Below are 19450 nucleotides of genomic sequence, written 5' to 3'. Positions count from 1 at the left end.
TTCTTTCGGGGAGGAATCTCGATGCGTACACGTTGGACGGCCGCCATCCTGGCCACTGCGGCCACCGCCACCCTCGCCATCAGCACGCCCGCCCAGGCCGCGCCCCTGCCGAAGTCCTGCGCGGAGATCTACCGCGGCCTCGAGGTCGCCAGCATGTGCGTCGACTTCATCAACCCGGCGCCGCCGTACGCCCCCGGCAGCGGCTACTGGAAGGCCCTGAACCCGCGGATCGAGAACCCCTCGGGCCTCGGCGCGACCAACATCTGGGCCATCTACTACAACAACGCGGGCACCGGCCGCTACCTGGGCCGGATCGCCGACGGCACGCGCTGGGGCGACACCTCGTCCTCGGTCGGCAAGCTCACCGCGAAGTTCGAGGTGGCGATGAGCGACGGCTGGACCCGCTGCGTGTACCTGATCCCGGGCGGCTCCAACACCGAGGTCGGACACTGCTGACCTGCACCGCCGTCGAATGGTGAGGCGGGCGGCCCGGCGGCCGGGATGATCGGATCGGACCGCTGCGATCGGGCGGCGGCCGGGCCGCACGGGCCAAGGTTGACGGCGAAGGGGGACGCATGATCTCGGCGCTCAACCGGCTCGTCCAGCACGTCGAGGAGAATCTCGGCGCGGAGGTCGAGCTCGAAAGGCTGGCTCGTGAGCTCGGCACCACGGAATACCACCTGCGGCGGATGTTCTCGTCGCTGGCCGGGATGCCGCTGTCCGAGTACGTGCGCCGGCGCCGGATGACGGTCGCCGCGGCGGACGTCGTGGGCGGCCGGGACGATCTGCTGAGCGTCGCGGTGCGGCACGGGTACGGGTCGGCCGAGGCGTTCGGGCGGGCGTTCCGGGCCGTGCACGGCGCCGGGCCCGGTGAGGTGCGCCGGGACGGTGGCCCCCTTCGGACACAACCGCAGGTCAGGTTCCGCCTGACCGTCGAAGGGAGCATTCCGATGGACACCCGCATCGCCGACCGGCCCGCCTTCCAGCTGATCGGGCACGCTGCCCGCGTCCCGCTGCAGCACCAGGGCGTCAACCCGCACATCCAGGCGCACGTAGCCGGCCTCCCGGCGGCCGAGCACGAGCGGCTCAAGGGGCTCTCCGGCACCGAGCCGGCCGGGCTGCTCGCGGTCAGCGACGACCTCGACCCGGACCGGGCCGAGGGCACCGAGCTGACCTACCTGCACGGCGTCGCGGTCGGCGCGGACGCCGCGGTGCCGGACGACCTGGACCGGATCGACGTGCCGGCCGGGCAGTGGGCGGTCTTCCGGTCGTCCGGGCCCTACCCGGCCACCCTGCAGGAGACCTGGGCGGCGACCGCGACCGAGTGGTTCCCGTCGAACCGGTGGCGGCTGCGGCCCGGGCCGTCGATCGTCGCGGTGCTGGAGCGCGCGGCCGACTTCAGCACCGCCACCTGCGAGCTGTGGCTGCCGGTGGAGGCCGGTTAGTCGCCGGCCAGGCCGGACCGCACCGCGTACAGGGCCGCCTGGGTGCGGTCGGCCAGGCCGAGCTTCAGCAGGATGCTGGACACGTGGGTCTTGACCGTCTTCTCGGCGACCCGCAGCGACCGGGCGATCTCGCGGTTCGACCGGCCGTCGGCCAGCAGCACCAGCACCTCGCGTTCCCGGGCGGTCAGCGGTGACCCGCCGGGCGCGCCGCCGGCCAGGGCGGCGGCCGCGTCCGGTTCGAGCAGCAGGTGACCGGCCGCCACCGAGCGGACCGCGGCCACCAGCGCGATCGGGTCGACGTCCTTGGAGAGGTAGCCGCGGGCGCCGGCCCGGATCGCGGGCAGCAGCCGGCTGCGGTCGGTGAAACTGGTGACCACCAGCACCCGGGCCGGCAGTTCGCGGCGCCGCAACTCGTGCAGCACCTCGACGCCGTCCATGCCGGGCAGCACCATGTCGAGCAGCACCACGTCCGGCGCGGTCGCGGCCACCAGGTCGAGCGCCGAGATGCCGTCCGCGGCCTCGCCGGTCACTTCCAGACCACCGGCGAGTTCCAGGAACGCGCGCAGGCCGCGGCGCACGGCCGGGTGGTCGTCCACGATCAGCACCCGGATCGGCCGGTCAGCCACCGGGCACCTCGAGCCGCACCACGGTGCCGCGGCCCACCGTCGACCGGATCGCCGCGCTGCCGCGCACCGAGCAGGCGCGCTCACGCATCGAGCGCAGGCCGAGGCTACGTCCGGCCCGGGACACCGCGGCCACGTCGAACCCGCAGCCGTCGTCGGTCACCTCGAGCGCGGCTCCGCCGCTGCCGTGCCGGGTCAGGCTGACCGTGATGGTGCCGGCTTTGCTATGCCGTACGGCGTTGTGCAACGCCTCCTGCGCGATGCGGAGCACGACGGTCTGCTGGGCGGGCGGCAGCACCGGCGGGTCGTCCTCGGCGAAGACGACCCGGGGCCCGTACGCCCGATCGAGAATCTGCACCTGCTTGCGCAGCACCGACGGCAGCCCGTCCTCCTCGAGCCGGGCCGGCCGCAGCTCCAGCACCGCGGCGTGCAACTCCTCGGCGGCCTCCCGGGCCAGGGTGGACACCTCGGCGAGCCGTTCCCGGGCGGCCGCCGGGTCGCGGTCGAGCAGCAGGTCGGCCGCCTGCACGGTGAGCCGCAGCCCGAACAGCCGCTGGGCCACCGCGTCGTGCAGGTCGTGCGCGATCCGGGCGCGTTCCTCGGCGATGGTCAGCTCGCGGTTGCGGTCGTAGAGCCGGGCGTGGGTGAGCGCGATCGCGGCGTGCGCGGCCAGCACGCCGACCAGTTCCTCGTCGTGCTCGGTGAAGCCGCCCGGCTTGTTGGCCAGGTAGAGCGCGCCGAGGATCTCGGTGCCGCTGGTGATCGGCACGCCCAGGAACGCGCACATGTCCGGATGCGCGTCCGGCCACCAGCCGAAGCGCGGGTCGGCCCGGATGTCGGCGAGGCGTTGCGCGTACGGCTCACGCAGCATGACGGCCAGGAAGCCGTGCTGCCGCGGCAGCGGCCCGATGGCGGCGCGCTGCTCGTCGCCGACGCCGGACACCAGGAACTCGGCGAACGAGCCGTCGTCGTCCGGCACGCCGAGTGCGGCGTACTCGGCGCCGGCCAGCTCGCGCGCGGTGTCGACGATGGTCTGCAGCACCTCGGGCACGGTGAGCTGGTCGCTGACCGCCAGCACGGCCGCGGACAGGCGGCGGGCCGTGCGCAGCTCGTCCCGGCCCGCGGTGGTCACCCGCCAACGATAGCCAGCGGGCCGGCCACCGGCCTCGGTCCGCGGTCCTACGACCAAGGTCCCGCTCCGCGGCCGACCCGGGACCGATTCGGCCGGGCCCTGTCCGCGGCAGGGTCGGGACATGACCACTTCCACGAACGTCGCCGTGATCACCGGAGCCTCCCGCGGCCTGGGCCGCGCCCTCGCCGAGGGGCTCGCCCGCGACGGCTGGCACCTGGTGCTGACCGCCCGCACCGCCACCGACCTGGACGCGGCCGCCACCGAGCTGAGACGGCTGACCACGGTCACCGCGCTCGCCGGTGACGTGGTCGACGACGACCACCGGGCCGACCTGGCCGCCGCCGCGGACGCGCTGGGCGGCGCCGACCTGCTCGTCAACAACGCCTCCACGCTGGGTGGCAGCCCGCCGCCGTCGCTGGCCGCGTTCCCGCTGCCGGACCTGCTCGAGACGTTCGAGGTCAACGTGCTGGCGCCGATCGCGCTGACCCAGCTGGTGCTCCCCCAGCTGCGGATCGCCCCGGCCGGCGCGGTGCTCAACATCAGCTCGGACGCGGCCGTCGAGGCGTACGAGGGCTGGGGCGGTTACGGCGCCGCGAAGGCCGCCCTGGACCACGCGAGCGCGGTGCTCGGCAAGGAGGAGCCGGCGTTGCGGGTGTGGGCGGTCGATCCGGGCGACCTGCGCACCCGGTTGCAGCAGGAGGCGTTCCCGGACGAGGACATCTCGGACCGGCCGCTGCCGGAGACCGTGGTGCCGCACCTGCTCGGCCTGCTCCGCGACCGCCCGCCGTCCGGGCGGTACGTGGCGGCCGCGCTGGTGGGTGCGGCCCGATGACGGCCGCGCCCCTCGCGACCGGCCGGCCCGGCGACGGACCGCGGCCGGCGGCCACCCTCGACTTCGAGCTGCCCGCGGAACTCGCGGCCACCGAGCCGGCCGAGGCGAGCGGCCGGCGCCGGGACGACGTACGGCTGCTGGTGAGCCGCGGCAGCACGGTGAGCCACCACCGGTTCCGCGAACTCCCCCGCCTGCTGGCCGCCGGCGACCTGCTGGTGGTGAACAACTCGGCCACGCTGCCGGCCGCGCTCGACGCCGCGCCGCTGGTGGTGCACGTGTCCACCGCCCGGCCGGACGGCACCTGGCTGGTCGAGCTGCGCCGGCCGGCCGCGGGCAGCACCGGGCCGTCGTCCGCCGGCCACCCCGGGATGCGCCTCGCTGTCCCCGGCGGCACGCTGACCCTGCGGCGCCCGTTCACCGGCCGGCTCTGGGTGGCGGACGCCGAGGTGCCGGGCTCCATGGTGGACTATCTGACCGCGCACGGCCGGCCGATCCGGTACGCGTACACCGAGCGCGACTGGCCGCTGTCGACCTACCAGAACGCGTACGCGACCGAGCCCGGCAGCGCCGAGATGCCCAGCGCCGGCCGCCCGCTGACCGGCGCCGTGCTGGCCGAGGCGGCCGGCCGTGGCGTCCTGGTCGCCCCGGTCACGCTGCACACCGGCGTGGCGTCGCCCGAGGTGGACGAGCCGCCGTACCCGGAATGGTTCGCGGTGCCGGCACCCACGGCCGCGCTGATCGGCCACGTCCGCGCCGCCGGCGGCCGGGTGGTCGCGGTCGGCACCACGGTGGTGCGCGCCCTGGAGTCGGCCGCCCGCTCCGGCCGGGTGACCGCAACGAGCGGCTGGACCGACCTGGTGATCGGCCCCGAGCACCGCGTCCGCGCGGTCGACGGCCTGCTCACCGGCCTGCACGAGCCGCGCGCGTCGCACCTCAGGATGCTGACCGCGGTGGCCGGCGAGGACGCCCTGCGGGCGAGCTACGCCGAGGCGCTGCGCGGCCGCTACCGCTGGCACGAGTTCGGCGACGTGCACCTGATCCTGCCGGCCTGACCGCGAGCGGCGATGCTCCCCCGGGCTGGCGACCCGGCGGTGCCGGTCCTGTTCTCAGTGCCGGACCGAGCGGTGGGCCAGCACGAGGAGCAGTTCGAAGCGGGCCGCCGGGTCGCTCAGATCCTCGCCGAGTAGGTCGCGCAGCCGGTTCACGCGGTAGCTCACCGTCTGCGGGTGGACGAAGATCTCGTCGGCCACCGCCGTACGGGAACCCCAATGGCGCAACCAGCTCTCCAGGGTGACCAGCAACGCCTCCCGCTGGTTGTCCCGCAGCGCGGCCAGCGGCGCCAGCCGCCGGGCCGACAACACCTCCAGCGCACCGGGCTCGCCGCGCAGCGCCAGCGTGGCGAAGTGGTCGTCGGCGAAGACCGGCTCGTCTCCGGCGCCGACCAGGGCCGCGGTGCGTTCGGCCAGGCGCACCGCCTCGGGCACCTCGGCCCACGGCATCCGCGGCCCGACCACCGCGTCCCGGCCGCGCAGCGACTCGGCCAGGGCCGGACGCTCGGCGCGCGGGCCGGCCCGCAGCAGCAGCACCGCGTCCCGGCCGCGCTCGCCGACCACGCCGTCCGCGCCGAACCGGAACCGGGCGTCGCGGGCCTGGTCGAGCGGGAGCAGCACGGGCACCACGGCGTCCAGTTCCGGCCAGCCGATGCCGGCCGCGGCGTCCTGCACCAGGCCGGCCGGTGCGCCACCGCGCAGCAGCAGGTCGGCCATCTGGCGCCGGCGGCGGTCCCCCTCGCCGGCCTGTTCGCGCAGCTGGCGGGCCAGGCCGTCGGTGGCCGCGGCGGCCAGTTCGTCGACGTAGGCGCTGGTCGCGTCGGCCAGGTCGATCAGCTCGTCGACGGTGACCGGGCGGACCTCGGCCAGCGACTCGGAGGCGGTGCGCAGCAGCTGGCGGGCCGCGGTGCGCAACGCGGCCAGCAGCACCTCGGGGCCGCGGCTCTCCCGGGCCTCGGCGGCGCCCAGCGCGACGAAGACCTCGTGGATCGGCGGCGGCAGTGCGGGCTCGTCGGTGCCGGCCAGGTCGAGGAAGCGGTCCAGCGCGACCTCGACCGCGGTGTGCACGTCACGTTCGAACTTGGCGCTGCGGACGCCGGCGGCGGGTGCCGGAACCGCGGCGGCGATGGACCGCACGGTGGCCGGCAGGCGCGGTCGCATGGCGGCGGCCAGGTCGTCCGGCAGGCGGCGCCAGGGAGCAACGGACACCCGCCGAGTTTGTCACGCCGTCACAAAAACGACGGCCTTGATCAACGATCGCGGCAGCAACTACGCCGCTATCGTGGCGGCGCGGGCCGCTTTTGCGCGGTACATCGAGCTGTCCGCGTCCTGCAGCAGCTGCTCGACGGTCGAGCCCGCGGTGCAGTCGGCCCAGCCGATGCTGACCTCGATCCGGGCCGACCGGTCGCCCAGCCGGTACGGCGCGGCGATGGCCGCGCCGAGGCGCGCGATCAGCTCGTCCAGCACCGGGCCGGGGCTGACGTCGTCGAGCAGCACCAGGAATTCGTCGCCGCCGAACCGCGCGGCCACGTCCTCGTCGCGCAGGCACTGGCGGATCCGGTCGGCGACGCAGACCAGCAGGGTGTCGCCGGCGTGGTGGCCCAGGGTGTCGTTGACCAGCTTGAAACCATCAAGATCAAGAAAAAGTACGGCAAAAGGGCGGCCGTACGCGTCGCGGCGGGCGATCGCGGCCTCGAGCGACTCGGCGAACGACGAGCGGTTCGGCAGCCCGGTGAGCCGGTCCGAGCGGGCCGCGCGCAGCAGCTGTTCCTCCTGGTCGCGCAGGTCGAGGGCCGCGGTCAGCAGGGCGGCGCTCTGGTTGACCAGCTCCCGGCCGTCGTCCACCCGGTGTTCGGCCCGGTCGACCAGGGCCAGCCAGCCGCGATCCGAGTCACCTACCTTTGCCCGTACGACAAAAATGGTCTCCTCCGGACCGGCGGCGTCCAGCATCTCGACCGGCGGGAACGACTCGACCGTGGTCGGGCCGGCCGGGATCGCGGGACCGTCGAAACGGCGCCACCCCGGGGTGCGGACCAGTTCGCCGTCGGCGCCGCGCAGCGCCAGCGAACCGGCCGTCGCACCGGTCAGCGACAGCCACGACGGGTCCCGCGGATCGGCGTCCCGGCGGTGCAGCAGCGCCATGCTCAGCGTGTAGTTGACGCTGATCAGCGAGCGCAGGTGCAGCTGGTCGCCGAGCTGGAGGCGGGAGTGCGCGCGGCCCAGGAACATCATGATGTCCTGCACGGTGCGGTCCAGCCGCCCGGTGGCCAGCCCTTCGCCGGGGCGCAGCCCGGTCGCGTACTCCTGCACGGCCAGCGAGAGGACCCGCAACGTCTCCGGTGCCGGCGCGGCGGTGAGCAGTGCGTTCAGCTCCTCCTCGGCGGCGGGCACACCGCCCGGGTCGCCGGCGGCCGCGGCGTCCAGCGAGTCGGCGGTCAGCTTGGCGGCCCGGCCGGCGGCCTCGGCGCTGCGGGCGTCGGCCGGCAGCACCGAGGCGAGCCGGTGGCCGAGGCGCTGCCGGGCGTCGTCGGCGGCCAGGTCGGGGAGGGTCTCGGCAAAATCGGTGCAGCCGCACGAGGTACGCGGCACGAACCGGGCCGGCAGGCGCTGCGGCTCGGCCGGCACGTCCGCACCGGCGAGTCGCTGCAGCAGCAGGTCGACCGCGAGCCGGCTCATGGCGTCCAGCGGCTGGGCGACGGTGGCCAGTTCGGGGCGGACGAAGCCGGCCAGGTCGAGGTTGTCGAAGCTGGTCATCAGGTAGTCGTCCGGGCAGCGCCGGCCGGCCGCGGCGAGCACCCGCTGGGCCGCGAGCGCGTTCCGGTCGGTGCCCGCCACCAGCGCGTCGAACGGGCCGAGCCGCAACAGGTCGCCGGCGGTCCAGGTGATGCCGCTCTCGACGTTGTTCCCGGCCGGCAGGAACGGTCCCGGCTCCAGGTCGTGCGCGCGCAGCACGTCCAGGTAGGCCTGGTAGCGCTCCTCGATGTCGGATGCGTCCCGGAACCCGGTGAACGCGAGCCGGCGGCAGCCGTGGTGCCGGATCAGGTGGGTCACGGCGGCCCGCATGCCGGCGCCGTTGTCGGCCAGCACGGCCGGGCACTCCAGCCCCGCGACGGTGGTGCCGACCAGGACCATCGGCTTGCCGGCCGCGGTGATCCGGGTCAGGTAGTCGCGGTTGGCGGCGTCGGCGAACGCCACGAAGCCGCTGATGTGGTCCCAGGAGACCGGGTCGGTGAACTCGGGGTTGCCGCCGTTGACCGCCATCTCGGCTCCCGCGTCCAGGGTCTGTATCGCAATCAGCCGGCGACCGTGCAGTTGCGCCGCGGCACCCACACTGGCAACCAGACTGCCGTAGTAGGTCCCGCCGACGTGCGGCGCGAGCACGCCGATTGCCCCAGCACGATGCATGACGGTCCCATCGACTGCCCGGACGGCGTTCTTGAGAAAGTCGCCCTACTTATCACCCGGCCACAAAATGACCACCATTTCTTACTGGTTCGGCGACGGTGATTTATGCTGCGGCGAGGACGACGATGAGCTCATGCCCGTGAAACATCTGACTTCCCGCCAGCACGTGGTGCGGATGTGCCGCACGATGCTCGAGCGCGGCTACCTCAAGGCGACCGAGGGCAACGTCTCGGTGCGGATCCCCGGCCATGAGCTGTACGCGGTGACGCCGAGCAACTACGACTACGACCGGATGCGGGTCGAGGACATCTGCATCGTCGACTTCACCGGCAGACACGTGCCCGACCCGGACAGCCCCGGCGGCCTGGTGCCGTCGATCGAGTGCGGCATGCACGCGAACATCTACCGCGAGCGCCCCGACGTCAACGCCGTCGTGCACACCCATCAGCCGTACGCGTCGGCGCTGGCCTTCCTGCGCAAGGAGATCCCGGCCCTGACCGACGAGCAGGTGCGCTTCCTGGGCAAGAAGGTGGCGATCGTCGACTACGCCCCGTCGGGCACCGGCTGGCTGGCCAAGAACGTGCAGAAGAAGGTGGCCGGCGGCGACAACGCCTTCATCATCGCCAACCACGGCATCGTCGCGCTGGGCACCGACCCGGACCGCGCGGTCGGCAACATGGCCCTGCTGGAAAAGGTGTCCCTGGCCTACCTGCTGGCCCTGACCACCGAGGCCGGCAAGGTCTACACCATCCCGGCCCCGATCCGCGAGATCGCCTTCACCAAGCTGAGAGCCGACGAGAAGCGCATTGCGGCACAGATAACGGAGGCGGTCGAGCCCGTCCGCGTGCCCGACGACGAGCCCCTCCCCAGCGTGACCGCGCCCGCCGCCCGCACCGCGCCCGCCCGCCCGGCCGCCCCCGCCGCCCCCGCCGCCCCCGCCGCCCCCACCGCCCCGCCGGGCCCCGCCGGCCCCAGCCCGGACATTTCCGAAATTTCGGTAATGTCCGGGGGGCAGGACTACTCCATCTCCACCTACCTCGACGTCCCCGACACCATGCGCCGGCTCAAAGCGCTCGTCGCCCAACCCGTCCGCGGCCTCCGCCACGACGCCATGCTCGACGTACTCGGCTACTTCGAGACCAAGTGCACCGCCAGCAAGGAGATCACCGAGCGGGCCAAGAAGCGCATCCCCGGCGGCGTCCAGCACAACCTCGCCTTCAACTACCCCTTCCCGCTGGCCGTCGACAAGGCCGAGGGCGCCTACCTCACCGACCGGGACGGGAACGTCTACATCGATTTCCTCCAGGCCGGCGGCCCCACCATCCTGGGCAGCAACTACGCGCCGGTCAACGAGCGGGTCGCCGCGGTGATCCGGGAGTCCGGGCCGGTCACCGGGCTGTTCCACGAATACGAGCTCAAGCTTGCCGAGATCATCAACCGGTACATGCCGCACATCGAGATGTACCGGTCGCTCGGGTCCGGAACCGAGGCGGTCATGGCAGCCGTGCGCGCCGCCCGCGCGTACACCGGAAAGAAGTTTGTCATCAAGCTTGGCGGGGCCTATCACGGGTGGTCCGACACGATGGTCTACGGCCTGCGGGTGCCGGGCACGTTCCGGATGAACGCCAAGGGCATCCCGTTCGGGGCCACCGGCCGCACCCGCGAGGCGTTCCCGCACGATCTGGGGCAGTTGCGGCGCAAGCTGATCGAGAACCGGGTGCGTGGCGGGACGGCGGCCGTGGTGGTCGAGCCGCTCGGGCCCGAGTCCGGCACCCGGCCGGTACCGCGCGACTACAACGAGAAGGTGCGCAAGCTGTGCGACGAGTTCGGCGTACTGCTGATCTTTGACGAGGTGGTGACCGGGTTCCGGACCGGGATGGGCGGCGCCGCCGGGTACTTCGGGGTGACCCCGGACCTCACCGTGTTCGGCAAGGCGGTCTCCGGCGGCTATCCGATGGCCGGCGGGGTGGGCGGCCGTGCCGACATCATGGCGGTCTTCGGCTCGGGGCTGGACGGCAAGAGCGGCGCGCACATCCAGGTCGGCGGCACCCTGTCGGCGAACCCGCTGTCCTGCGCGGCCGGCTACTTCGCGATCGAGGAGATGGCCCGCACCGGGGCGCCGGTCATCGCGGGCCGGGCCGGCGACCGGCTCACCCGGGGACTGCAGAAGCTCATCGACCGGTACGGGCTGCCGTACGTCGCCTACAACCAGGGGTCGATCGTCCACCTCGAATGCAGCGGCGTCATGCTTCTCGACATGCGTAACCCGATCAAGCTGCTCAAGGAGAACAAGGGCCGCAAGCGCCTCATGGAGCAGATGGGTGCCGCGTACGCCGCGCACGGCATCATCACGCTGGCCGGTTCCCGGATGTACACCTCGATGGCCGACACCGACGAGGTCATCGACGACGCGCTGGCCCGGTTCGACCAGGTGTTCGCCCAGGTCGAGGGGGTCTAGCGTGCCGCAACCGGCACAGGTTCTGGCGATCGACCTGGGCACTTCGGGCATGAAGGCCGCGCTGGTGGCGGCCGACGGCACGGTCACCGGCTGGGCCGAGCGGGCGGTGCCGCTCGAGGTGCTGCCCGGCGGCGGTGCCGAACAGGACCCGCTGGCCTGGTGGGACGCGCTCGGCGAGGTGGTGGCCGAGTTGGGCCGCCGCCATCCCGAGCACCTGCGCGCGGTCACCACGATCTGCTCGTCCACCCAGGGCGAGGGCACGATCGCCGTCGACGCGGACGGCAACCCGCTGACCCGGTGCATCAGCTGGCTCGACATGCGCGGGGCCGGTCACCTGCGCCGGCAGTTCGGCGGCTTCCCGGCGTACCGCGGGTTCGCGGTACGCAAGATCGCCCGGTGGCTGCGGCTCACCGGCGGCATGCCGTCCGGCACCGGCAAGGACCCGGCGGCGCACATGCTGCTGATCCGCGACACCATGCCGGACGTCTACCGCCGCACCAGGACGTTCCTCAACGTGCTCGACTGGATCAACCTGAAACTGACCGGCCGTACCGTCGCGACGGTCGACTCCATCCTGACGTCCTGGGTCACCGACAACCGCAGAATCAACCGCATCTCGTACGCGCCCAGCCTGGTCGCCGCGTCCGGCATCGACGGCGACAAGCTCCCGCCGATCGTGGCGTGCACCGAGGTGATCGGCACCCTGTCCGCCGACGCCGCGGTGCACCTGGGCCTGCCCCCGACGATCCGGGTGGTGGCGGGTGCCATCGACAACACCGCGGCGGCGATCGGCGCCGGCACCGTACGGGATCACGAACCGCACCTCTATCTGGGCACGTCGTCCTGGATCGCGGCGCACGTCCCGTACAAGAAAACCGACGTGCTCGCCGGGATCGCCTCGGTGCCGTGCGCCCTGCCCGACCGCTACCTGATGACCGCGCTGCAGGCCACCGCCGGCGCGAACCTGACCTGGCTGCGCGACAAGGTGGTGGAGTACGACGACCCGCTGCTCAGCGCCGGCCGGGTGAGCCGCGACGAGGGCTCGATCTTCGACGCGTTCGACAAGATCATCCCGGCGGTCCCGCCGGGCGCGAACGGCGTGCTCTACACCCCATGGCTGTACGGCGAGCGCGCGCCGGTGGACGACCCGAACCTACGCGCCGCGTTCCTCAACATCTCGCTGGACACCACCCGCTCCGACCTGCTGCGCGCGGTCTTCGAGGGGGTGGCCCTGAACACCCGCTGGCTGACCGGCGCGGTGAACCGTTTCCTGGACACCCGGGTCTCGTCGCTGGTGATCACCGGCGGCGCCGCCCGGTCCGACTCGTGGTGCCAGATCTTCGCCGACGTCCTGGACGTGGAGATCCGCCGCGACGCCAACCCGGTGGCGGTGAACGCCCGCGGAGCCGGCTGGATCGGCGCGGTGGGCGCCGGCCTGATCGACTTCGCCGACCTGCCCGGCCTGGCCCGCAACGACCACGTCTTCGAGCCGGACCCCGCCCGCCGGGCCACCTACGACGAGATCTACGGCGTCTACCAGGACCTGCACAAAAGGCTGGCCCCGGTGTACCGCCGCCTGAACCGCGGGTAAGGCGGCCGGATGCGGAGGGCCCCGCTCAGTTAATTCCCGGCCGGGTCGATCTGAGAGGCATGCCGGACCGGATGTTCCTGCTGGCGAACATCGTCATCACGGTCGCCTACGCATCGATCATGGTGGCCATCCTGGTTCCGGTCGCGCGGGCCGGTCAGCTGCGCACCAACAAGCTGGCCGTCGCCACCGCGCTGATCTTCTTCAGTTGCGCGGTAGGGCATGCCCTGCACGTGACCGCCACCCACGTCCACTGGTCGTGGACGTCGGCGTTGTGGGACTCGTTCACCGCCGGGGTGGGTATCTACTACTGGACCCTGCGGCGCGGATACGGCGTGCTGCTGGGTCCGGGGGCCATCTTCGTCGACCCGTGGGGCCAGCACCGCCTGGACGAGGCGGCGGCCCGCGAGCGCGCCGCCAACGATCTGGCCGAGGCGCAGCGCGCCACCCTGGCGACCGTGGTGGAGCACAGCGACGACGCGATCATCGCCCTCACCCCGGAAGGCACCATCACCGCCTGGAACCAGGGCGCGGAGAAGGTGTTCGGCTACACCACCGCGGAGATGGTGGGCCAGCCCGCCGCGGTGCTGGCCGATCGGCTGGGGGCCGAGCACCAGGCGGACGTCCTGGCCCGGCTCCGCCAGGGCCACGGCGGCGCCACCTACGAGGCGCGCCGGCTGCGCAAGGACGGCCGCCCGGTCGACCTGGCCGTCACCATCACGCCCATCCTCGATCAGTCCGGCGCGACGGTCGGCATCTCGGCGATCGCCCGGGACATCACCGCGGCGAAGGAGGCCACCGAACGCCAGCGCGCGGTCGAGGAGCGCACCAACCGGGCGCAGCGCATGGAGAGCCTGGGCAAGCTGGCCGGCGGCGTGGCCCACGACTTCAACAACATCCTCGCGATCATCGGCAACTACACGGACTTCGCGATCGAGGCCACCTCCGACAAACCCGACGTCCAGGCCGATCTGACGCAGGTGCGCGCCGCCGTGAAGCGCGCCAGCAACCTGACCAGCCAACTGCTCACCTTCACCAGGGGCGACGCGATCCAGCCCCAGGACATCGACGTGAACGCCTCGATCACCGAGGTGCACGCGCTGCTGGAACGCACCATCGGGCCGCACATCACCCTGATCGCACTGCCCTCGGCGGAGCCGCTGACCGTGCACGCCGACCCGGGACAACTCCAGCAGGTGCTGCTCAACCTCTCGATCAACGCCCGCGACGCCATGCCCGACGGCGGCACCCTCATCCTGGAGGCCAACACCGCCACGCTCGACGGCGACGAGGTCAACATGCAGCCGCCGGTAGCCGCCGGCACCTACGCCAGGCTGGTGGTCAGCGACACCGGCGAGGGCATGTCCGCGGAGACCGCGGCGCGCATCTTCGAGCCGTTCTACACCACCAAACCGCGCGGCAAGGGCACCGGTCTGGGCCTGGCCACCGTCTACGGCATCGTGACCGAGGCCGGCGGCAGCATCAACGTCTACTCCGAGGCCGGTATCGGAACGACCTTCCGGATCTACCTGCCGCTCGTGCCGGCGCCCAGCACCGCACCCGCCGTCCCCGCCGCACCGGCGCCGCCGCCCTCCGGAAACGGCCGCACCGTGCTGGTAGTCGACGACGAGCCGGCCCTGGCCCGCGTGGTGGCCCGCATCCTGACCGACGGCGGCTATCGCGTGCTGGCCGCCGCAACCGGTCCCGAGGCCCTGGCCCTGTACCAGCAACACGGCTGCGACGTCCTGCTCACCGACGTGATCATGCCGGAGATGCCCGGCCCGAGACTGGCCGAACTGCTCCACGAACACGACCCCGGCCTGCCGGTGCTGTACATGTCCGGCTACAGCAACGGACTGCTCGGCAGCACCCATGTCATCGACCGCGACATAGCCTTCATCGAAAAGCCCTTCACCGCCGGCGACCTCCTGACCAAACTGGCCACAGCGCGCTCAACGGTAGTGTCGGGCGACGGCCCATTCGACGCCCGCGGCGTATAGCAATGGCTCCGAATCGCCCACCCCCAGCCCTGAACCCACCGCGTTAGGCGTGCCCACCGAAATAGCGACCTCAGTGGACCGCCCCCAGCTCGATGCAAAGCACGCCGCCGATGATCAGGGCGACGCCGAGGCCCATCACGCCGGTGAACGGCTCACGGAACAGCAGCCGCGACGCCAGCGCGGTCAGCGCCACCCCGCACGCGGCCCAGATCCCGTACGCCACTCCCACCGGCATGCCGCCGGCCAGGGCCAGACCAAGGCAGCCGAACGCGGTCAGGTAGCCGGCCGCGACCCCCGCGAACCACCACCGGGTCGCGCCGGGCTGGGCCGCCATCCGCAGCGCCAGCGTGCCCGACACCTCGGACAGGATGGCGCCCGCCAGGTAGATCCAGATCATGCCGACCGCCGGGCCTGCGCCGCCTGCGAACCCAGCTCCACGCAGAGCACCCCGGCCGCGATCAGCACGATCCCGGCGACCATCGTCCCGGTCAGCGGATCGCCGAAGATCACGCTAGCGAACACGGCCGTGAGCGCAACACCACAGGCAGCCCAGATCCCGTACGCGACGCCCACGCCCATCCCGAGCCGCAGCAGGTAGGTCAGCGCGACGAACGACCCCGCGTACCCGACCGCGACCAGCGCGTACCACCCCGGAGTATCGATCGCGGCGCGCAGTGCCAGCGTGCCGCTGACCTCGAGCAGAATGGCCGCGGCCAGCAGAAGCCACTTTCTCATCGGGGCCCGATCCTCTCGGTGGGAAAGGCACACAGTAAAGGCCCGGAAAGCACCGCTCCGCGGAGGTCGGCGTCGGTCAGCACGACGCCGCGCAGGGTGGCGCCGCGCAGGTCCGCCTCCCGCAGGTCGGCGCGCTTCAGGATTCGGCGTCCGAGGTCAACACGCGGCAAGGTGATCGTCGCAACCGGCGAAAACAGGCATAGGCCCCGCCCTCCTGGGTAGTAGCACATCCGTTCGAGGGCCGATCGGAAGGATGGCATCATGGCGGACCGTACCGAAGCCACGCCCGGCGACAACCGGGTGAAGGACCCGGCCGACTGGACCACCGGCGACGAGCCGGCCACCGGCGCCCAGGAGTCCTACCTGCACACTCTGGCCACCGAGGCCCACGAGGACGTCCCGGACGACCTGACCAAGGCCGAGGCGTCCCGCCTGATCGACGACCTACAGGACCGCACCGGCCGAGGCCGGTAGGTCACGCGCGCGCGGCGGCGGGCCAGCACCAGGCTCGCCGCCGGGCCAGGCCGCCGCGGCGTCTGCAGCACCCCGGCCATCAGCGCCCGCATGCCGCACGGAGCATCGCGATCAGCACCTCGGCCGCGTGGGTCGTGTCGAAGCCGGTGTTCGCCAGGTTTTCCGACACGATCGCGTCGACGGCGCCGTTCACGATCACCGCGGTCGCCTGCGCGTCGACGCCCGGCCGGTAGTCGCCCGCCTCCTTCGCGGCCTCGATCAGGCTCGCCACCACGTCGCGGCGGCTGGGCGCGTGCGGCGTGTCGTCGATGCCGGTGGCGCCGCTCAGGCCCTCGACGATCATGCGGGTGTGGTCGGGGTGGTCGTGCAAATACAAGATCAAGGAGCGGATGTACGCCTCGACAGCCGCCGATCCGGACGCGGCGTCGACGGCGGTTCCCACGTACCCGGTCAATGAATCGAGGACCGAACCGTAGGCCGCCTGCACGACCGCGTCCTTTGTGGCGAAGTGGTAGAGCACCGCCGCCTTGGAGATCCCGGCCGCCTCCGCGATGCGCGCCAGCGACGTGCCCGGGTAGCCGTGCCGCGCCACCAACTCAATCGTCACGCCGACGAGCTGCGCACGCCGCGCCTGCTCAGTGATGGTGAGCGGCCGGGCGGTGTCGTTGGCGGGCACCCGCACACTGTACAGCTAACCGATCGGTCAGTAATCTGACCGCATGGTTAGACGAGTGATTCTCTCCGTGGTCCTACTGATCGCCGCCGGCGTCGTCTACGCATTGCGCGACCCGGCCCCGGTCGGCTACTTCACGTCCGGGAAGGCGCACGACCGCTTCACGGCCGCGTACCGGAAAGCGATGGCCGACCTGCCGTCGCCGGAGCGCACGCTGGACATCCGGACCGGGTACGGGGTGGTGCGCGTCTACCGCTTCGCCGGCGGCCCCGGTCCGCCCCTGCTACTCCTGCCCGGCCGCGCCTCAGCGACCCCCGTCTGGGCCGACAACCTGCCCACCCTGCTGGCGTTGCGCAGCGTCTACACCGTCGACCTGCTGGGCGAGCCGGGCCTGAGCGTCCAGCAGCGCCCCATCGAGTCCGACGCCGACCACGCCCAGTGGCTGCACGAGGTGCTGCGGGCCCTGCCCGAGCCGCAGATCCATGTGGTGGGCCTGTCCTTCGGCGGCTGGACCGCGACGAATCTGGCCATCCACCGCCCGGAGAAAATCGCCGGCGTGGTCCTGCTCGACCCGGTTCTGACCTTCACCGGACTCTCCACCGGTGTGATCCTGCGCTCGATCCCGGTGGCTTTCCGCTGGGCACCCCGATCGTGGCGGGACAGCTTCGCCAGCTGGACGGCAAACGGCGCCCCGGTGGCGGACGTCCCGGTAGCCGAAATGATCGAAGCGGGCCTGCAGGCGTACACCATCAAGGCCTCCGCCCCCGGCCGGCCTTCTGCAGACCAGCTGCGCAAGCTCAGCACGCCGGTATTGCTGATCCTGGCCGGAAGATCCCGCATGCACGACGCCACCGAGGCCGCCGACAACGCCCGGAAATCGCTCCCCCAGGCCACAGTGAAAACCTATTCAACCGCATCCCACGCCCTGAACGGCGAATACCCGACCGAAATCGCCGCCGACATTGCCGACTTCCTCGGCTGAAAGCGTGCCGGGCGCGCTCGCGTGACTCGGCGCGCCCGCTTGGGGTGACTGGCCGGAGTCGAACCGGCACATCCAGGGCCACAGCCTGGCGCTCTGCCATTGAGCTACAGTCACCGCGCCCTTGATAAGCGCCCTGCAAAAACGAGCCCGGCAGAAAGAAAACCGCCTCCCGGGATCGGAAAGCGGCGCGTCCGCGCGGTTACAGACCGCGTCAGTCGCGTCGCCGGAAGTGACGGCAGGAGTGCTTTTCCATAGCTCCGAGCGTAGGGACGGCCGGGCTGCCCGGCAACGCAATTAAGGAGGGTTGCGTGATCCAGGTAGCCTCACCCCGCTGGTCCTAGGAATGGAGTTACGACGGTGGATAGACGCAGGCTTGCCCGTGCCGGCGCGGTGGTGTCGGCGCTGGTCGTCGTCGCCGGGTGCTCGAGCAACGAGGAACCCGCCACGACTCCGGGGCTGGAGAAGCGCGGCACGGTTCTGACCACCGTGCAACCCACCAAGCAGGACCTCTCCAACCAGATCAGCCTGAACGGCAAGGTGGTCATCAACCCGGTCTTCGGCATCGTCGCGCCGGTGGACGGTGAGCTGCGCTGGCTGGACCGGCGGCCGACCTCGAGCCCGGCCACCAGGCCGATGTGGGTGGCGACCGTGTGGGACGACGGCATTCCGCGGCGGGTGGAGATCCCCAAGGACTCGACGCTCGCGGGGCGGCTCATGGACGACCGGGCAACCGTCACCAAGGGCATGCCGGTGGTGTCGGCGAGGCACGCCGGCTATGGCATTGTCGCCGACATCGACAGCGCTCAGGCGTACCGGATCTCCGGCGCGGTCAAGAACGTGCGTGGGCAGATCAAAAACGGACCAGGACCATTTCCCTGTACGACGTTGGGCACGATCGCGGCTCTGCCGGCCGGCACGATTCCCGAGCCGGAACCGGAGCCCGAGCCGAACCCGCAGGAGTCCGGCGCGCCGGGTGGCGGTCCGGTACCGGCCGCACCGCCGGAGGACCCGGGCAGCGCCGGTTCGGAACCGACCGGCATGCAGTTGGTGTGCGCGCCCCCGGACGACGTGAAGCTGATCAACGGGGCCGCCGTGACCATCGAGGTGGTCACCGGCACGGCCAAGAACGTCATGGTGCTCCCGGTCGAGGCGGTGGCCGGCCTGCAGGGCAAGGGCAAGGTGGACGTGGTCGGCGAGGACCGCACCCGCCGGACCGTGGACGTCACGCTCGGGCTCACCGACGGCAAAGTCGTACAGATCAAATCGGGTTTGAAGGGCACCGAGACGGTCGCCATCCCCGGCCCGGATCTGCCCGCCGCGGCGCCCGGTGCCGAGGACCCGTCGGGAGCTCCGAAGTGACCGAGCCGCTCATCCAGCTGACCGGGATCACCAAGGTCCTCAAGGGTCAGGAGCAGCCCCGTACCATCCTCGATGGTGTTGATCTTGCAGTGGCCGCCGGGGAGAGCGTCGCCATCGTGGGCCGCTCGGGGTCCGGCAAAAGCACGCTGCTCAGCGTGATCGGCCTGTTCGACCGGCCGGACTCGGGCCAGTACGTGCTGGCCGGCCAGGACATCAGCCGGCTGCCCGAGCGGCGGGCCGCCAAGCTGCGCAGCTCGCACTTCGGGTTCGTGTTCCAGCGGTTCTTCCTGCTCAAGCACCTGACCGCGGCGCAGAACGTGGCGATGGCCCTGGTCAACGGCCAGGGCTGGCTGCCCCGCCGGGACCGCCGGGCGCGGGTCATGGAGGCGCTCGACCAGGTGGGCATCGCACATCTGGCCAAGAACCGGCCGGCCCGGATGTCCGGCGGCGAACAGCAGCGGGTGGCGATCGCCCGCGCGCTGGTGCGCCGGCCCCGGATCCTGCTGGCCGACGAGCCGACCGGCGCCCTGGACACCGAGACCGGCGCGCTGGTGATCGACGCGCTGTCCGAGGCGACCACCCGCGGCTGCGCGCTGCTGCTGGTCACCCACGACCGCGACCACGCGGCGCGGATGGGCCGCATCCACGACCTCGTCGACGGCGTGCTGACCGAGCGGGTGACAGCCGCATGAGCG

At 72.2% G+C, this 19450-nt stretch carries 19 protein-coding genes and 1 tRNA gene; 11 read left to right on the top strand and 9 right to left on the bottom strand.

The window, feature by feature from the left end; all coding sequences use genetic code 11:
* The first annotated feature begins 21 nt into the window (after positions 1-21).
* Together Ari01nite_RS14905 and Ari01nite_RS14900 are read left to right on the top strand one after the other, a co-directional pair.
* Positions 22-456 carry a hypothetical protein gene (locus Ari01nite_RS14905; RefSeq protein WP_203781827.1) on the top strand — a complete coding sequence of 145 codons (435 nt, stop codon included), beginning with the start codon at positions 22-24 and terminating at the stop codon, positions 454-456.
* 119 nt (positions 457-575) lie between these two features.
* Complete coding sequence (locus Ari01nite_RS14900; protein ID WP_203781826.1) at positions 576-1445, top strand: AraC family transcriptional regulator; 870 nt, start codon at positions 576-578, stop codon at positions 1443-1445.
* Here the strand turns inward: Ari01nite_RS14900 and Ari01nite_RS14895 are convergent.
* Both Ari01nite_RS14895 and Ari01nite_RS14890 read right to left on the bottom strand, forming a co-directional pair.
* A complete protein-coding gene (locus Ari01nite_RS14895; protein WP_203781825.1) occupies positions 1442-2071 on the bottom strand; it encodes a response regulator in 630 nt (209 codons plus the stop codon). The genes Ari01nite_RS14900 and Ari01nite_RS14895 overlap by 4 nt on opposite strands.
* Entirely contained in the window at positions 2064-3200 is a 1137-nt protein-coding gene (locus Ari01nite_RS14890) for a GAF domain-containing sensor histidine kinase (protein WP_239162765.1), read from the bottom strand. Before Ari01nite_RS14890 ends, Ari01nite_RS14895 begins: the two co-directional genes overlap by 8 nt.
* 121 nt (positions 3201-3321) lie before the next feature.
* On the opposite strand from Ari01nite_RS14890, the gene Ari01nite_RS14885 reads away from it, so the two are divergent.
* Together Ari01nite_RS14885 and Ari01nite_RS14880 are read left to right on the top strand one after the other, a co-directional pair.
* Entirely contained in the window at positions 3322-4032 is a 711-nt protein-coding gene (locus Ari01nite_RS14885; protein ID WP_239162764.1) for an SDR family NAD(P)-dependent oxidoreductase, read from the top strand.
* Entirely contained in the window at positions 4029-5084 is a 1056-nt protein-coding gene (locus Ari01nite_RS14880; protein ID WP_203781823.1) for an S-adenosylmethionine:tRNA ribosyltransferase-isomerase, read from the top strand. Before Ari01nite_RS14885 ends, Ari01nite_RS14880 begins: the two co-directional genes overlap by 4 nt.
* Positions 5085-5138: 54 nt before the next feature.
* Here Ari01nite_RS14880 and Ari01nite_RS14875 read toward each other — a convergent pair whose 3' ends face one another.
* Both Ari01nite_RS14875 and Ari01nite_RS14870 read right to left on the bottom strand, forming a co-directional pair.
* A complete protein-coding gene (locus tag Ari01nite_RS14875) occupies positions 5139-6290 on the bottom strand; it encodes a PucR family transcriptional regulator (RefSeq protein WP_239162763.1) in 1152 nt (383 codons plus the stop codon).
* A 60-nt stretch (positions 6291-6350) separates the two neighbouring features.
* Positions 6351-8486, bottom strand: a complete 2136-nt coding sequence (locus Ari01nite_RS14870; RefSeq protein ID WP_203781822.1) for a substrate-binding and GGDEF domain-containing protein — start codon at positions 8484-8486, stop codon at positions 6351-6353.
* 133 nt (positions 8487-8619) lie between these two features.
* Between Ari01nite_RS14870 and Ari01nite_RS14865 the strand changes: the two genes are divergently transcribed.
* From Ari01nite_RS14865 to Ari01nite_RS14855, 3 genes are read left to right on the top strand one after another with little or no spacing between them, the layout of a single operon-like run.
* A complete protein-coding gene (locus Ari01nite_RS14865; RefSeq protein ID WP_239162762.1) occupies positions 8620-10944 on the top strand; it encodes an aminotransferase class III-fold pyridoxal phosphate-dependent enzyme in 2325 nt (774 codons plus the stop codon).
* A gap of 1 nt (position 10945) precedes the next feature.
* A complete protein-coding gene (locus Ari01nite_RS14860; RefSeq protein WP_203781821.1) occupies positions 10946-12535 on the top strand; it encodes a xylulokinase in 1590 nt (529 codons plus the stop codon).
* Positions 12536-12594: 59 nt separating this feature from the next.
* Complete coding sequence (locus Ari01nite_RS14855) at positions 12595-14532, top strand: hybrid sensor histidine kinase/response regulator (protein ID WP_203781820.1); 1938 nt, start codon at positions 12595-12597, stop codon at positions 14530-14532.
* Positions 14533-14602: 70 nt separating this feature from the next.
* On the opposite strand, the gene Ari01nite_RS14850 is transcribed toward Ari01nite_RS14855, so the two are convergent.
* The 3 genes from Ari01nite_RS14850 to Ari01nite_RS51395 are packed head-to-tail and all read right to left on the bottom strand — an operon-like array spanning position 14603 to position 15497.
* On the bottom strand, positions 14603-14929 hold the full coding sequence (locus tag Ari01nite_RS14850; protein ID WP_203781819.1) for a DMT family transporter: 327 nt from the start codon (positions 14927-14929) through the stop codon (positions 14603-14605).
* Positions 14926-15267 carry a DMT family transporter gene (locus Ari01nite_RS14845; protein ID WP_203781818.1) on the bottom strand — a complete coding sequence of 114 codons (342 nt, stop codon included), beginning with the start codon at positions 15265-15267 and terminating at the stop codon, positions 14926-14928. The genes Ari01nite_RS14850 and Ari01nite_RS14845 overlap by 4 nt, the downstream gene beginning before the upstream one ends.
* Positions 15264-15497, bottom strand: a complete 234-nt coding sequence (locus Ari01nite_RS51395) for a pentapeptide repeat-containing protein (protein ID WP_239162768.1) — start codon at positions 15495-15497, stop codon at positions 15264-15266. The genes Ari01nite_RS14845 and Ari01nite_RS51395 overlap by 4 nt, the downstream gene beginning before the upstream one ends.
* A gap of 31 nt (positions 15498-15528) precedes the next feature.
* Between Ari01nite_RS51395 and Ari01nite_RS14835 the strand changes: the two genes are divergently transcribed.
* Positions 15529-15741: a DUF3072 domain-containing protein gene (locus Ari01nite_RS14835; RefSeq protein WP_203781816.1), complete on the top strand. Its 213-nt coding sequence runs from the start codon at positions 15529-15531 to the stop codon at positions 15739-15741.
* Positions 15742-15820: 79 nt separating this feature from the next.
* On the opposite strand, the gene Ari01nite_RS14830 is transcribed toward Ari01nite_RS14835, so the two are convergent.
* Positions 15821-16417, bottom strand: a complete 597-nt coding sequence (locus Ari01nite_RS14830; RefSeq protein ID WP_203781815.1) for a TetR/AcrR family transcriptional regulator — start codon at positions 16415-16417, stop codon at positions 15821-15823.
* 43 nt (positions 16418-16460) lie between these two features.
* On the opposite strand from Ari01nite_RS14830, the gene Ari01nite_RS14825 reads away from it, so the two are divergent.
* The gene (locus Ari01nite_RS14825; RefSeq protein WP_203781814.1) at positions 16461-17396 is read left to right on the top strand and encodes an alpha/beta fold hydrolase; all 936 of its coding nucleotides are present in this window, start codon (positions 16461-16463) and stop codon (positions 17394-17396) included.
* Between the two features lie 40 nt (positions 17397-17436).
* On the opposite strand, the gene Ari01nite_RS14820 is transcribed toward Ari01nite_RS14825, so the two are convergent.
* Positions 17437-17510: transfer RNA gene (locus Ari01nite_RS14820), tRNA-His, on the bottom strand.
* Positions 17511-17753: 243 nt separating this feature from the next.
* On the opposite strand from Ari01nite_RS14820, the gene Ari01nite_RS14815 reads away from it, so the two are divergent.
* Both Ari01nite_RS14815 and Ari01nite_RS14810 read left to right on the top strand, forming a co-directional pair.
* On the top strand, positions 17754-18755 hold the full coding sequence (locus Ari01nite_RS14815) for an efflux RND transporter periplasmic adaptor subunit (RefSeq protein ID WP_239162761.1): 1002 nt from the start codon (positions 17754-17756) through the stop codon (positions 18753-18755).
* Positions 18752-19447, top strand: coding sequence for an ABC transporter ATP-binding protein (locus Ari01nite_RS14810; RefSeq protein WP_203781813.1), 696 nt, complete (start codon positions 18752-18754; stop codon positions 19445-19447). Before Ari01nite_RS14815 ends, Ari01nite_RS14810 begins: the two co-directional genes overlap by 4 nt.
* Positions 19448-19450: the final 3 nt, after the last annotated feature.

The organism is Paractinoplanes rishiriensis, from assembly GCF_016862375.1.
Lineage (GTDB): Bacteria > Actinomycetota > Actinomycetes > Mycobacteriales > Micromonosporaceae > Actinoplanes > Actinoplanes rishiriensis.
Note: the sequence above shows the minus strand (reverse complement) of the source record. Positions and strands in the feature narration are given on the sequence as shown.